15 protein-coding genes and 1 pseudogene are annotated in these 13,651 nt (G+C 70.0%); 10 read left to right on the top strand and 6 right to left on the bottom strand.

The genetic code is table 11. From position 1 onward, the window contains the following. The first annotated feature begins 7 nt into the window (after positions 1–7). The 3 genes from B4V06_RS01705 to B4V06_RS01695 are packed head-to-tail and all read left to right on the top strand — an operon-like array spanning position 8 to position 1,395. Positions 8–583, top strand: a complete 576-nt coding sequence (locus B4V06_RS01705; protein WP_123113215.1) for a DNA-directed RNA polymerase — start codon at positions 8–10, stop codon at positions 581–583. Continuing rightward, positions 583–780, top strand: a complete 198-nt coding sequence (gene spt4, locus B4V06_RS01700; protein ID WP_008001262.1) for a transcription elongation factor subunit Spt4 — start codon at positions 583–585, stop codon at positions 778–780. The genes B4V06_RS01705 and spt4 overlap by 1 nt, the downstream gene beginning before the upstream one ends. Positions 781–816: 36 nt before the next feature. Then, a complete protein-coding gene (locus B4V06_RS01695; protein WP_123113216.1) occupies positions 817–1,395 on the top strand; it encodes a GTP-dependent dephospho-CoA kinase family protein in 579 nt (192 codons plus the stop codon). 47 nt (positions 1,396–1,442) lie between these two features. Here B4V06_RS01695 and B4V06_RS01690 read toward each other — a convergent pair whose 3' ends face one another. Continuing rightward, positions 1,443–2,030: a hypothetical protein gene (locus B4V06_RS01690; protein ID WP_498166988.1), complete on the bottom strand. Its 588-nt coding sequence runs from the start codon at positions 2,028–2,030 to the stop codon at positions 1,443–1,445. A 158-nt stretch (positions 2,031–2,188) separates the two neighbouring features. On the opposite strand from B4V06_RS01690, the gene B4V06_RS01685 reads away from it, so the two are divergent. The 4 genes from B4V06_RS01685 to B4V06_RS01670 all read left to right on the top strand — a co-directional run bounded on the left by B4V06_RS01685 (position 2,189) and on the right by B4V06_RS01670 (position 4,873). Beyond that, entirely contained in the window at positions 2,189–2,497 is a 309-nt protein-coding gene (locus tag B4V06_RS01685) for a 30S ribosomal protein S24e (protein ID WP_123113218.1), read from the top strand. 11 nt (positions 2,498–2,508) lie between these two features. Next, on the top strand, positions 2,509–4,248 hold the full coding sequence (locus B4V06_RS01680; protein ID WP_498166986.1) for a bifunctional N(6)-L-threonylcarbamoyladenine synthase/serine/threonine protein kinase: 1,740 nt from the start codon (positions 2,509–2,511) through the stop codon (positions 4,246–4,248). A gap of 104 nt (positions 4,249–4,352) precedes the next feature. Beyond that, positions 4,353–4,646, top strand: a complete 294-nt coding sequence (locus B4V06_RS01675; protein ID WP_123113220.1) for a DUF5808 domain-containing protein — start codon at positions 4,353–4,355, stop codon at positions 4,644–4,646. Positions 4,647–4,738: 92 nt separating this feature from the next. Then, complete coding sequence (locus tag B4V06_RS01670) at positions 4,739–4,873, top strand: hypothetical protein (RefSeq protein WP_004047153.1); 135 nt, start codon at positions 4,739–4,741, stop codon at positions 4,871–4,873. Positions 4,874–5,027: 154 nt separating this feature from the next. On the opposite strand, the pseudogene B4V06_RS01665 reads toward B4V06_RS01670, so the two are convergent. The 4 genes and pseudogenes from B4V06_RS01665 to pyrH all read right to left on the bottom strand — a co-directional run. Next, a pseudogene (locus B4V06_RS01665) lies at positions 5,028–5,942 on the bottom strand (sensor histidine kinase); the annotation flags it as partial. 74 nt (positions 5,943–6,016) lie between these two features. Continuing rightward, complete coding sequence (locus B4V06_RS01660; protein ID WP_123113222.1) at positions 6,017–6,307, bottom strand: DUF7573 domain-containing protein; 291 nt, start codon at positions 6,305–6,307, stop codon at positions 6,017–6,019. Continuing rightward, the gene (lysS, locus tag B4V06_RS01655; RefSeq protein WP_498166982.1) at positions 6,308–8,077 is read right to left on the bottom strand and encodes a lysine--tRNA ligase; all 1,770 of its coding nucleotides are present in this window, start codon (positions 8,075–8,077) and stop codon (positions 6,308–6,310) included. After that, positions 8,074–8,799, bottom strand: a complete 726-nt coding sequence (gene pyrH / locus B4V06_RS01650) for a UMP kinase (protein ID WP_123113224.1) — start codon at positions 8,797–8,799, stop codon at positions 8,074–8,076. Before pyrH ends, lysS begins: the two co-directional genes overlap by 4 nt. A 174-nt stretch (positions 8,800–8,973) precedes the next feature. On the opposite strand from pyrH, the gene B4V06_RS01645 reads away from it, so the two are divergent. The 3 genes from B4V06_RS01645 (at position 8,974) to B4V06_RS01635 (ending at position 11,956) form a co-directional block, all read left to right on the top strand. Continuing rightward, entirely contained in the window at positions 8,974–9,825 is an 852-nt protein-coding gene (locus tag B4V06_RS01645) for a molybdopterin synthase (RefSeq protein WP_498166980.1), read from the top strand. 463 nt (positions 9,826–10,288) lie between these two features. Further along, positions 10,289–10,549 carry a DUF7123 family protein gene (locus tag B4V06_RS01640; protein ID WP_123113226.1) on the top strand — a complete coding sequence of 87 codons (261 nt, stop codon included), beginning with the start codon at positions 10,289–10,291 and terminating at the stop codon, positions 10,547–10,549. 255 nt (positions 10,550–10,804) lie between these two features. After that, positions 10,805–11,956 (top strand): site-2 protease family protein, encoded by a 1,152-nt coding sequence (locus tag B4V06_RS01635; protein ID WP_123113227.1) that lies wholly within the window; start codon positions 10,805–10,807, stop codon positions 11,954–11,956. A gap of 18 nt (positions 11,957–11,974) precedes the next feature. On the opposite strand, the gene B4V06_RS01630 is transcribed toward B4V06_RS01635, so the two are convergent. Beyond that, positions 11,975–13,648 carry an ABC1 kinase family protein gene (locus B4V06_RS01630; protein WP_123113228.1) on the bottom strand — a complete coding sequence of 558 codons (1,674 nt, stop codon included), beginning with the start codon at positions 13,646–13,648 and terminating at the stop codon, positions 11,975–11,977. Positions 13,649–13,651: the final 3 nt, after the last annotated feature.

The raw sequence follows: 13,651 nt of genomic DNA, 5'->3' as shown, positions 1-13,651 counted from the left end.
CAAGAACATGTACAAACGAGTTCGACTCAAGGATACGGTCGAGGTGCCGCCGAAACACCTGGCGGACGTCACCGACGAGCGGGTGAAAGCCCTGCTTCAGGACAAACTGGAAGGACGAATGGACGAGGACGTCGGCAGCGTCGTGAGCGTCATCGAGGTCCACGACATCGGCGACGGCGCGGTGTTACACAACCGCCCCGGCGTCTACTACGAGGCCGAGTTCGACGCGCTGACGTACGACCCCGACATGCAGGAGGTCGCCGACGGGACGGTCGTCGAGACCGTCGAGTTCGGCGCCTTCGTCGGGATCGGCCCGGTGGACGGACTCCTCCACGTCTCCCAGATCACGGACGAGTACCTCACGTTCGACGGGGCGAACCAGCAGCTCGCCTCCTCGGACTCCGACAAGACCCTCGGCGTGGACGACGCCGTCCGGGTCCGCGTCGTGACGAAGAGCATCGACGAGCGCAACCCCCGCGACTCGAAGATCGGGCTCACGGCGAAGCAGCCGGGGCTCGGCAAACACGAGTGGCTGGAGGGGAAGCGGCTCCACCGCGAGCAGACCAGTGAGGAGGCCGACTGATGGCAGAGGACCGCCTCGCCTGCCGTGAGTGCCACCACGTCAACGACCCCGACTCGCAGACCTGCGAGCACTGCGGGTCGTCGTCGCTGACGGAGGACTGGGCGGGCTACGTCATCATCACGAAGCCCGAGGAGAGCCAGATCGCCGAGGAGATGAACGTCACGAAGGCCGGGTCGTACGCGCTGAAGGTCCGATAGCGACGTCGACGCCGCTCACAGTCCGACACCCCATTCATGCTCACGCTTCCGAACTCCATGCGCGACGCGTTCAAGGAGCCGCTCGGCCCGGTGACGACGGACGCCGACGAGCTGCTCGCGGCCGCGGCGGAGACCCGCGGCGAGCGGGCCGCGCCCGAGGCCCCGATCATCGCGGTGGGCGACGTGGTCACGTACCACCTGCGGGAGGCGGGCCGCGTCCCCGACGTCGCGCTGATCGACGGCAAGACCGAGCGCGAGGCGGTCGACGCGCGGATCGAGTCCGGACTCGCGGCCGCGGACGACCGCCGAATCCCCGTGGAGAACCCCGCGGCGTCGCTGTCAGCGGAACTCCTCGAGGCGCTCGCCGAGGCGCTCGACGACGCTGACCCGGTCATCATCGAGGTGACGGGCGAGGAGGACCTAGCCGCACTGCCGGCGATCCTCGCCGCGCCCGACGGCGCGAGCGTCGTCTACGGCCAGCCCGGAGAGGGGATGGTCCGTGTCGCGGTCACGCCGGAGTCCCGCGCGGAGGCGCGGGAGTTGTTCGAGGCGCTCGACGGCGATGTCGAGGCGGCCTACGAGGCGCTCGGTCGACTCCCCGAGGACCGCCGGTGACCGGCGACCGGGCGCGCCGAGCCCGGCCGAGCCGCTTCTGAGCCGACTCACGGCGAGCCGACGTACAGGCTCGACGCGAGGGCACCGAGGCCGACGACGAGCCCGGCGAGAGACGCGAGCCGCGGCGTGGCCGGGAAGACCTCGTAGGGGAGGTACGGCTGGACCCCGAACTCGTTCAGTCGCCGGACCGCATCGATCCCCCAGTGGCCGCTCACGAGGAGCGCGGCGCCCGAGACGACGCCAAGCGACCCGGTGATAAACCCGAACGCCGAGGCCGCGTCCTCGGCGGCGATCAGGGTCCAGACGCTCGACTCCGGCGGATCCGGACGGCGGTCGAGGGACACTCCGACGGCGGTGAGCCCGGCGACCGCGGCCGCCAGAGCGACGGTACCGACGAGAACGGCCGCGGCGGCTCCGAGTCGAGTCGTCATCGGGTCTCCCGCGAAGTACGTCTCTCGGACGGCTGCCGGGAGCGTCGCCACGACCGGTCCAACAAGCGCTGCAAGCAGCGCGAGGAGACCGCACAGGTGCAGCTTCCGCCGGAGGGACAGCGGGACGATGACGTGTTTCGATCGCATCAGGTCGTATCGGGTCCGCTCCGCGGGCTCGACGAACGGGTCCGTGTCACCGGGCATCCGATCGGCGGTTGGTCCCGCCCGGACTAAATCGTGTCTCCGATGAGGTGCCGGGAGCGACGGAACTGAGATCGCGGCCGTGAGGGGGGCAATTCCGGCCGCACCCCCGCTTCGAAATCCTTTTACAGCTTTCGAGGGGATATACGCGTAACTGAACCATGGACGTCGATATCATCTCCGAGGAGGAGAACCCGATGTTGCACCGCACGGACATTCGATTCGAGACGACACACGAGGAGGCGACGCCCTCCCGCCTGTCGGTCCGCGACTCGCTCGCGGCCAAGCTCGACAAGGCCTCCGAGGAGGTCGTCGTCCACGAGCTGGACACGAAGTTCGGCATGCGCAAGACGGTCGGCTACGCGAAGGTGTACGACACCGCCGAGGACGCGCTCGACGTCGAACAGGAGTACATGCTCGAACGCAACAAGATCGGCGACGAAGCCGACGCGGACGCCGAAGAGGCCTGACGCCGCGCCGGATGCGCGTTCTCGGCATCGAGGGGACCGCGTGGTGCGCGAGCGCCGCGCTGTACGACGCCGAGGCCGACTCCGTTTTCATCGAATCTGACCCGTACGAGCCGGACAGCGGCGGCATTCACCCGCGCGAGGCCGCCGAACACATGTCCGAGGCGATCCCCGAGGTCGTCGACGCGGTCCTGACCGCCGCCGAGGCCGAACACGGCCCGGACGCGATCGACGCCGTCGCCTTCTCGAAGGGACCGGGGCTCGGCCCCTGTCTCCGGACCGTCGGCACGGCCGCGCGGGCGCTCGCGGGGACGCTCGACGTCCCCCTCGTCGGCGTCAATCACATGGTGGCGCACCTGGAGATCGGTCGCCACCGGTCAGGGTTCGAGAATCCGGTGTGTCTGAACGCCTCCGGCGCGAACGCGCACCTGCTCGGCTACCACGACGGTCGCTACCGCGTGCTCGGCGAGACGATGGACGCGGGCGTCGGCAACGCGATCGACAAGTTCACGCGCCACATCGGGTGGGACCACCCCGGCGGGCCCAAAGTGGAGACCGCGGCCGCGGAGGCGGCCGCCGAGCGCGACCCCGACGCCGATCTGGTCGACCTGCCGTACGTCGTCAAGGGGATGGACTTCTCCTTCTCCGGCATTAGCTCCGCCGCCAACGACGCGTACGACGACGGGGTCCCGGTCGAGGAGATCTGCTTCGCGCTCCAAGAGCACGTGTTCGCGATGCTGACGGAGGTGTCGGAGCGGGCGCTCTCGCTGACCGGCGCGGACGAGCTCGTCCTCGGCGGCGGCGTCGCGCAGAACGACCGGCTCCGCGAGATGCTGGAGACGATGTGCGCGGCCCGCGGCGCCGACTTCCACGCGCCCGAGCCGCGGTTCCTCCGCGACAACGCGGGAATGATCGCCGTGCTGGGCGCGAAGATGGCCGCGGCGGGCGACACGCTGTCGGTCGCCGAGTCGGCGATCGACCCGGACTTCCGGCCGGACCAGGTGCCCGTGACGTGGCGCGACGGCGACGCGTCGGTCGCCCGCGGGCGGGGAGACGACGGGTGGGAGAGAGAGGAGCGGGACGGCGACGGGACCGGCGATCGGCGCGGCGCGGAGGCGACCGTGGAAATCGCGACCGCCGACGCCGGAGGCGCCGTCGGGGACGCCCGCCGCGTGATCAAGCGCCGGGTGCCCAAGCGGTACCGTCACCCCGAGCTGGACCGTGCGCTCCGTCGGGATCGGACCGTCGCCGAGGCGCGGCTGACGAGCGAGGCGCGGCGAGCGGGCGTCCCGACGCCGATGGTGTACGACGTCGACGTGCCGGCGGCGACGCTGACGCTCCAGCACGTCGGCGACCGCGACCTCGCCGCCGCCCTCGGCGAGCGGTGGACCGCGGCCGTCGGCCGCCACCTCGCGCGGCTCCACGGCGCGGGGATCGTCCACGGGGACCCGACGACGCGGAACGTCCGGATAGCGGCGTCGGCCGCGGACGGCTCGACCGCGGGCAGATCGGCCGAGGAAAACGTGGGTGACGACGACGCCCTGACGACGCTCATCGACTTCGGGCTCGCGTATCACACCGGTCACGTCGAGGACCACGCGATGGACCTCCACGTGTTCGAGGGGTCCGTCCGCGCGACGGCGACCGACCCGCCCCCGTTGATCGAGGCGTTCGAGGCAGGCTACGCCGAGGTCGGCGATGACGACGTCCTCGACCGGCTGCGGGACGTCGAAGGGCGCGGGCGGTATCGGTAGCCCGGACGGCGCTCTCCGGCCCCGGTCGCCCTGACAGGCGGCTGACGCGGGCGCAGACGCTCGGTCCCGCCACGATTTATATCCCCGGCGGGCGATATGCCTGTATGGCAGACAAACCGTCCTCGGGAGAGATACTCGGGATCCCGTACAACTTCGAGCGGCCGAGCCTCGGCCGCCTGCTGTCGTCGTACTGGCAGCCCGGCAAGGGGATGCTCGTCGAGAAGCCGTTCGGCATCGGCTACACGCTGAACCTCGCCAACTGGCGGTCGTGGGTCGTCCTCGCGGTCGCCGGCGGGCTCTACTACCAGCAGAAACAGTCCGGCGCGGCCGGCGACGCCGGCGACGCCGACGCGGAGGCGGACGACGGCCCCGTCGAAGTGATCGTCGACGACGACTGACCGCGCCGCGACCGCGGCAGCGACGACGCCCGGTTCTCACGATCGATTTCGAGACGCGGCGTTTTAAATACCAAACCCCCGTAATCGGAATAATGAAAGTCCAGTTCGAATGCTCCTGTTCGGAGGAGATCTCCGAGTTCACGCGCGGACAGACGAGCCGCGGCGTTCACGTCGAGTGCGGAAACTGCGGGGCCGTGTACGCGGTGACGATCACCGAGCTCGACTAGTCGGGTCCCCCGCGGCGCCGCTTCGGCGTCCCTCGGCGCTCTCCCTGTCCTCCTCGGCGCTCCTCCCGGTTTGTTCGGTGTCACTGCGGCGCGTTCCGGCGTCGTCTCGACGCTCCGCGGCGTCGGCCGCCCGGTCCCCGGAGTCACCCCGCCGCCTTGCCGACTCCGCCGGAGGCGTCTCAGCTGCCGCGGATTCGAACCGCAGCCGGACCGTCGTTCCGTCGTCGGTCGTCTCGAAGCCGACCGTCCCGCCCTGCGTCTCGCACATCCACTTGACGAGCCAGAGGCCGATACTGCTCGCGTGCGAGAGCGGCGTCTCCCGTTCGGCCCGCAACACCGCTCGCTCGTCTTCGGGGATCCCCGGCCCGTTGTCCCTGACCTCCAAGCGGGTGGTGGTCCCGTTCTCCACGATCCGCGCGTCGACCCGCCGAGTCGCTCCGTCGTTGTGGGTGACCGCGTTCTCGAACACCTCGCGGATCGGGTACTCGACGGAGCGGTCCGCGCGGATCCACGCCTCCGCGGGCGTCTCCATCGTGACCGTCACGTCCGACCCGTCGACCTCCGCGGCCGCCTCTCGGGCCGCCTCGACCAGGTCGATCCGCTCCTCGGGCCGTTCGAGCGACGCCTCCTCGATGACGCGCAGCTTCTCGCTGATCTCGACTACGTCGTCGGTCGTCTCCCGGATCGTCTCTAGGCACTCGCGGCTCCGGTCGTCGTCGACCCGCTCGGCGAGCAGGTCCGCGTACCCGCGGATGACGTTGAGGTCGTTGCGGACGTTGTGCCGGAACACCCGGCTCAGCACCTGCAGCTGCTGGTTCGACGTTTCGAGCTCTCGGCGCGCCGTCTCCGCGCGCCGGCGGTGGTAAGTCAACGCGCCGTGGAAGAACACCGACGAGACGCCGACGACCGCCCAGCCGCTCGCGAGGTGAGTCGGGGCCCACGCGGTCGCGTCGCCGGCGGCGGCGACCGCCACGTCGACCGCCACGACCAACAGCGCCCCCACACAGAGGAAGCCGACCACGAGCGCGCGGGGCGAGCGGCCGTAGAGTCGGTCGATAGAAAATTTCATGTTAACGATCTAAAACCTCAGGGAGTTTTACTCGTAAGTAACGACCGCGCGGGGGGTATTAAATCTAATCGCGGTCACCACTCCTTGCAGGCGGCGCAAACGAGGTCGCCGCCGGCGAACCACCGCCGCGCGGCCCGCTCGCCGCACCGGTCGCAGGCGGCGCCGCCGGTCGTCCATGTGGCGGTCGGGACCGCCGAGTCGGCGTTGACCGGTTCGTCGACACCGTCGACCGCGTCGTCCCCGCCGTCGACCGTCTCGTCGGCGTTGTCCCGCCCCCCGCCGTCGACCGTCTCGTCGGCGTCGTCCCGCCCCCCGCCGGCCTCCGAGCCGACGGCGAACTCGTCCAGCGAGCGGTCCTCGGACATCTACGCCTCCCGGCGGAGCCGCGCCACGACGTAGTCGCGCTCCAGTTCGCCGAGGAACTCGCCGAGGCGCGGTCCCTGCGTGTCGTCGAAGAAGAGCCGGTAGCCGGCCGCGAAGAAGTCGCCGACGTCGACGTCGTGTGCGCGCGCCGTCTCGTACATCTCCGCCTGGATCGCGTCACCGTCGTTGCCCGCGGCGACGAAGTCGGCGAGGTCGTCGAGCGCGGCGGCCACGTCGTCGTCGAACTCGGCGTCCGGCAGGTCGGTCTGGAGCCGGTAGTCGTACTCGTTGCCGGTGCGCTCGGCCCAGTTCCGCGCCTTCTCGACGCGGGCGAGCGCGGCCTCGACGACCTCCGAGGAGGCGTCTTCGGGGATGTGGCCCTCGTCGCGGGCGAGCCGCTCGCGGAAGTCGGGGTCGTCGACCATGCCGAGGACGGCCGCGAACGTGTACGGGAGCCGGACCGGCTTCTCCGTCGGCGGGTCGTCGGCGCGACCAACGACGAACGGGTAGGCGCGCTCGGCGAAGGCGGTCAGGTCCTCGTCGTCGACCTCGCCGAAGTACGCGCGCTCGAAGCGGTCGAACCGGTCGACGAGCTGGTCGAGCCGCTCGATGTCGAGGTCGCGAGCCTTTTTCGGGTGGAGCGCGAAGAAGTACCGGAGCACCTCGGGTTCGAGCAGTTCGAGCAGTTCCGGCACGGTGACGACGTTGCCCGCGGACGAGGAGAGCGGCTCCCCGTTGAGCGTGAACCACTCGTACACCATCGGAACGGGCGGTTCGATGCCGAAGACGTTGCGCGCGACGTCGACGCTGGACGGCCAGGACCCCTCCGCGTGGTCCTTGCCGAACGGCTCGAAGTCGACGCCGAGCACGTCCCACTGGCCGGGCCACTCCAAGCGCCACGGGAGCTTCCCCTCGCGGAACGTCGCGGTCCCTTCGTGGCCGCAGCCCTCGATCACCTCGTCGCCGACCTCCATGTCGGTGCAGGCGTAGTCGACGGTCTCCGCCTCGAGGTCGACCGCCGTGACCGTCTCCGTGACCTTGCCGCACTCCGCGCAGACCGGGTTAAAGGGGACGTACTCGTCGTCGACCTTGTCTTGGTACTCGGAGAGCACCTCGCGGACGCCATCGAGGTCGGAGAGGACCGTTCGGGTCGCGTCGTCGAAGTCGCCGTCCGCGTACAGCTCGGTGTTCGAGATCATCTCGACCGGGACCCCCAGTCGCTCGGCGTCCGCCTGCAGGAGGGCGGCGAAGTGGGCCGCGTACGACTCGCGCTCGCCGAACGGGTCCGGGATCGCGGTGTACGGCTTCCCGAGGTTGCGGCCGAGCGCGCCCGCGTCGACCTCGCCGAGGCCGACGATCTCGCCGTCGGCGTTCGCCAGCTTCCGCGGGAGCTTCCGGAGGGGGTCCTTGTCGTCGGAGGTGAACACCTGCCGGACCTCGCGGCCGCGCTCGCGCAGCACCGCGGCGACGAAGTACCCACGCATGATCTCGTTGAAGTTGCCGAGGTGCGCGACCCCCGACGGGGAGACGCCGCCCTTGATCACGATCGGCTCGTCGGGGTCTCGGGCCTCGATCTCGTCGGCGATCACATCGGCCCAGAAGGCGCGGAAGCCGGCGTCGCCGGCCCCTCGGTCGTCGGCGGCGGCGGCGTCCTCGTCCGCTTCCGCGGCGCCCGCGGCGTCCCGCGCCTGCTCGGAGAGGATGTGCGGGGAGTCGTCTGGCGGACCGGCGGCGTCGTCCTCGCCGGCGTCAGCGTCGCGGTCGGCGCTCACGCGTCGCTCGCCCCCGTCCAGTAGGTCGGCTCGTCGGTTCCCGTCGGGACCACGTCGGTCCCGGTGTGCTCGCCGCGGAGGACGGCGTCGACGACGGCGTTCGGCTCCGTGCCGTCGAGGACGATGGAGCGGATCCCCGCCCGGTCGATCAGCTTGGCCGCGAGCAGGTCCACCGGGGCCGAGGCGCCGGCATTCCGACTCATCGGGAGCACGATGTCGACGAGCTCGGCCGGTGACATCGAGCCAAACTGCGTCGCGTCCGGGTCGACGTTGGGGTCGGCGTCGTACACGCCGTTCGCGCTCGTCGCGTACACGAGCAGGTCGGCGTCGACGGACTCGGCGAAGGCGGCGGCGACCGCGTCGGTCGTCTGTCCGGGGGTAACGCCGCCCATCACCGACACCTCGCCCCGCCGGAGGGCTGCGGCCGCCTCGTCGTACCCCGTCGCCGGCGAGAGGTTCGCGCGGCCGTCGAGCGCGGCGATCAGCAGGCGGGCGTTGAGCCGGGTGGTGCCGATGCCGAGCTGGTCGAGCTCGACCTCGTTGGCGCCGAGGTCGCGCGCCGTCTCGATGTAGTCGCGCGCGACGCCCCCGCCGCCGACGACGACCCCGACCTCGCAGCCGTCGGCGGCGATCCGCTCGATCGCTTCGGCGTACGCGGCCACCCGGTCGGGGTCGAGATCGGGCGCGAGCACGCTCCCGCCGATAGAAACGACGACTCTCATTACCGTCGCATACCCCTGTCGCGCTCTTAAGGATTATCAAGCCCGGACGGCCCGAGGCCCGAGCCGTCCCGGTCGAGGACGCCCCGAGTCCCCGGCCGCCGCGATCGCGGACGAACCGGGCCACCGACGGCGTCGGCGGGAAACGCCTAAGCCGCTCGCACCCCGCCCTCGGGTATGCAACCGATATCGATCGTGGGCCCCGGCGCGCCGGACCTGGCGGCGGCGCTCGCCGGCCGGCTCGACGGGCGGATCGCCGTCGTGAACCGCGCGGGCGACGATCTCGGCGAGGCGCACGCGAGCGACGAGGCCACCGACGGCGGCGTCGCGGTCGAGGCGCCGGCTGACCGCACCGACGCCGACACCGCGGTGAGCCTCGGAGCGGACGGCGAGTGGACCGGCCGCGGGAGCGTCGACGACCTCGACGCGTTCCTCGACGGGCTCGCGCCCGACCACGACTACCTCGTCGCCGTCGGCGACTCCCGACTGCGCGTGCCGACGGTCCTGCTCGGGACGGACGCGGACCGGGAGGACGTGCCCGGAACGGTGATCGCGGCGGCGGAGACGGCCGGGGACGTCGACCTCGACCGGCTCGTCGCCGACCTCGATGCCGCCGAGCCCTGGATCACGCGCGAGGTCCTCGTGCGACGCGTCGAGGCGTCGGCGAACGCGGACCGCGCGGGCGCGATCGCGACGTTCACCGGGCGGGTCCGGGCGCGCGACGCGCCGGACGACGACCGCACCACCCACCTGGCCTTCGAGAAGTACGAGGGCGTCGCCGCGGAGCGCATGGACGCCGTCGCGGCCGAGCTGACCGAGCGCGACGGCGTGTTCGACGTCCGGATGCACCACCGGACGGGCGTGATCGAGGCGGGCGAGGACATCGTCTTCGTCGTCGTCCTGGCGGGGCACCGACGGGAGGCGTTCCGGACCGTCGAGGACGGGATCGACCGGCTGAAAGACGAGGTGCCGATCTTCAAGAAGGAGGCCACCGAGGCGGAGGAGTTCTGGGTCCACCGGCGCAAGTAAACTACCCCACCCGACTCGCTCGCTCTGCTCGCTCCTTGAGGTCGGAGGCTCCACGTTGTATTATGCCGACTCCGCCCCGTGTCCCTTCGCGGACGCGGGTCGCACCGCCCCGGAAACGGGGATCGGCGCGCGGTACGACGCGGGCGATCGGGGAACCCATCGGCACCGATCCGCGCGCGCACCGGCCGAGGAACGGCGGCCGATCAGCCATTTACCGGCAACAAAGACCTCTTTATTCGCCGCCGACGCGTTCGTCGAACCGGAGTACGGGGCGGAGTATTCTCTCGCTGTAAACGTTTCAAAATGTAGCATAAAACTTCTAAGTCGATTTAAAACGATTATAAACGGTTCGTCAGACACGTTTTAGCTCCCGAGGTCGGCCTGAAACGCCATGAAAGCCACTGAACACCGTCCAACGGTCTCACCTTTATAACATCCTCCGGGGACAAGCAGGGAGTGTACCATGAGCGCGACTGCGAATCCCTCCGCGAACGCGAACCCCACCGACGACCTCAGCAAGGAAGAGCGGCTGAAGCGGTACCTGCTCGACCGCGCCGAGGACGGCGAGATGTATTTCAAGGGGAAGTTCATCGCCGACGACGTCGACCTCTCTCCGAAGGAGATCGGCGCCCTGATGGTGAAGCTCCGCGACTCCGCCACGGAGCTCACCGTCGAGAAGTGGTCGTACACGGGCGCGACGACCTGGCGCATCGAGCCCGCCTGACGAGCGTCGATCCGATCTGATACCGACCGTCCATCCCGTCTGACGACGAGAAACCACGCGCTCTCGCGCGTCCCCGCTTTCTCTCCGTGAACGCGTCCCCCGCCGGGGGTCGGCGTTCTCCGAACCGCTCCGCCGACGAGCAGCGCCGGCCGGCGGCGTTCGCGGAATCGACAGCGCGTCCGGCCGCGGCGACCCTCGGGTGCCGCGTTCCCCGGCGACGCGGGGTTTATACTCGCCGACCAGTTACGACCGACGATGTCAGAACACGAGGACGGGGAGCCGTCGGCGGGGTCCGACGCCCCGCGTCCGGAGCCGCTGCGGACGTTCTTCCGAGTGGACGAGATCCGTCGGGAGGACGGGCGCATCCGGTACGTCGGCGAGTCGTACGTCCCGGAGCGCACCCTGCTTCGGAAGCTGGTCCCGCCGTTCCGGGACGCCGGCTACGACGTCGACCTCGAGGCCGACGGCGACGGTCACGTCGTCGTCGCGACCCCCTTCAGTCAGGGACGCGAGGGGGTCCCGTGGCTCAACGTCGCCCTGTTCGCGGCGACGGTGTGTACCACCCTGTTCGTCGGCGCGTACGGGTGGTACTACGTCGGCTGGGAGGAGATCGCCGCGAACCCGTTGACGATGCTGCGGGCGTGGCCGTTCACCGCGGCCGTGCTCGGCGTCCTGATGACCCACGAGCTCGGGCACTACGCCGCCGGCCGGTACCACGGGGTCAGCGTCTCGCTCCCGTACGTCATCCCGTTCGTCTTCCCGTTCGGCACGCTCGGGGCGGTGATCCGGATGCGCGGGCGGATGCCCTCCCGGAAGGTGCTGTTCGATATCGGCGCCGCCGGGCCGATCGCGGGGCTCGTCGCGACCGTGGTCGTCACCGTCATCGGCCTCTCGCTCGACCCGATCCGCGTCCCGGCGGAGCTCGCGAACGCCTCGGGGACGATGATCCGCTTCAACAACCCGCCGCTGCTGGACATCATCGCCGGCCTCATCGGCCAGCCGACCGGGTACGAGGACCCGCGCCTCACGGCGCACCCGGTGGTGATCGGCGGCTGGGTCGGGATGTTCTTCACCCTTCTGAACCTCCTGCCCGTCGGCCAGCTCGACGGCGGCCACATCGTCCGCGCGATGGTCGGCCCGCGACAGGAGACGATCGCGGCGCTCGTCCCCGGCGCGCTCTTCTCGATCGCCGCGTACCTCTACTTCTGGCGCGGCCTCGGGATCGACGAGTCGGTCGGGCTGTGGGGGTTCTGGGGCGTGTTCGCGCTCGTGATCGCCTTCAACGGCCCGGCGAACCCGGCGGACGAGGAGTGGATCGGCTGGCCGCGGCTCGCCGTCGGCCTCGCGACGTTCGCGCTCGGGGCGCTCTGCTTCCTCCTCGTCCCGATTCAGGTCATCTCCGGCTGATCGCCGGGCGACCCGGGGCTAGTCCTCGCGCCGCTGTTTCATCCCCTGTCTGGTGAACTGAGGCGTGGTCCGGAGGCCGCGCTTCTTCCGGAACGAACGGTAGAGCGCGATCGCGAGCGGGACCGCCAAGAGGAGGACGATCCCCGCGAGCCGCCACGCGTCGGCGAACGAGTAGAGGATCGTCGCGGAGAGGACGCCCACCGCGAGCAGCACCGAGTAGGCGATCCGCATCGCGAGCTTGTCGAGGACGTTCGAGTCGTCCTCGATCGTGACATCGACGTGGAGGTCGCCGCGGTTCGCCCGTTCGAGGAAGTCGTCGGCCTTCGGCGGGACCGTGAACAGCGCCTCCGTGGTGCGCTGGACCTGGCGGCCGGCGTCCTCGGCGAGGTCGCGGGCGGTCTGCTCGTAGTACCCCTCGTCTCTCAGGTACTCCGTCGCCGTCGAGATGAAGTCGAACTCGGGGTCGAGGGTGACGCAGACCCCCTCGACGACGGTCGCGACGCGCAACACGAGCGCGAGGTTCGGCGGGAGCCGAAGAGGGAACTCGTAGATGGTCGACTCCACCTGCTCGATGATCTGGTTCACCTGGTACTGCTCGATATCCTCGCCGCTGGCGTCGGCGATAGCGAGTTCCATCACGTTGCCCATCACCTCGCGGTCGGCCTCCGGCGAGAGCGTCCCCATGTCGATCAGCGTGTCGAGGATGCTGTCGATGTCCTGTCGGGCCACGGCGACGTAGAACTCGACGATCTTCTCCTGAATGAACGGGTCCACGCGCCCGGACATCCCGAAATCGTAGAAGATCACGGCGCCGTCGTCGTCGACGGCGAGGTTTCCGGGGTGCGGGTCGGCGTGGAACACGCCGTCGTCGATGATCATCTGGAGGTACACCTCTTGGAGCGTCTCGGCGATAGCGTTGCGGTCGAACCCAGCCTCGTCGAGCTCGTCGATCCGGTTGATCTTCACTCCCGGGATGTACTGCATCGTGAGCACGCGGGGACCGGACACCTCCTCGTAGGCGGTCGGGATCCGGATCCGGTCGTTGCCCTCGAAGTTGCCGCGGATCTCCTCGAGCATCTCGCGCTCGCGCTTGTAGTCCATCTCCTCGCGGATCGTCTTCGCGAACTCGTCGGCGAGATTCTCCAGCGAGAACGCCCGGCCGCTGCCGATGAACCGCCTGACGATGGGGATCGACCAGCGGATCGTCCGGAGGTCGGCCTCGACGAGCGACTCGATCCCCGGTCGGCGGACCTTCACGGCGACGTCGTTCCCCTCGTAGCGGGCGGTGTACACCTGCCCGAGGCTCGCGCCGCTTATCGGGTCGCGGTCGAAGTCGTCGAACGTCTCGTCGACGGGGCCGAACTCGTCTTCGAGGACGACCTTCGACTCCTCCCACGGGGCCGGCGGCACGTCGTCTTGGAGCCCCTCTAACACGTCGATGTACGCCGGGGGGAGGATGTCCGGCCGGGTCGAGAGGATCTGCCCGAGCTTGATGAACGTCGGACCGAGGGTGAGCAGGATATCGAGGAGGACCGCGGCGCGCTCGCGCTGGGTCTCCGCGTCGACGTCGCGGCCGCCGCCGAAGAGGAGGAAGCGCTTCCGGTCCCGCCAGTAGGCGACGATCAGCGGCGAGAACCGCCGGATAACCACGAAGAACCGCCAGTAGGCGCGAAGGTTGACCAGCGTGATCACCCG

It is taken from the genome of Halorubrum sp. B53 (assembly GCF_059752395.1).
Note: the sequence above shows the minus strand (reverse complement) of the source record. Positions and strands in the feature narration are given on the sequence as shown.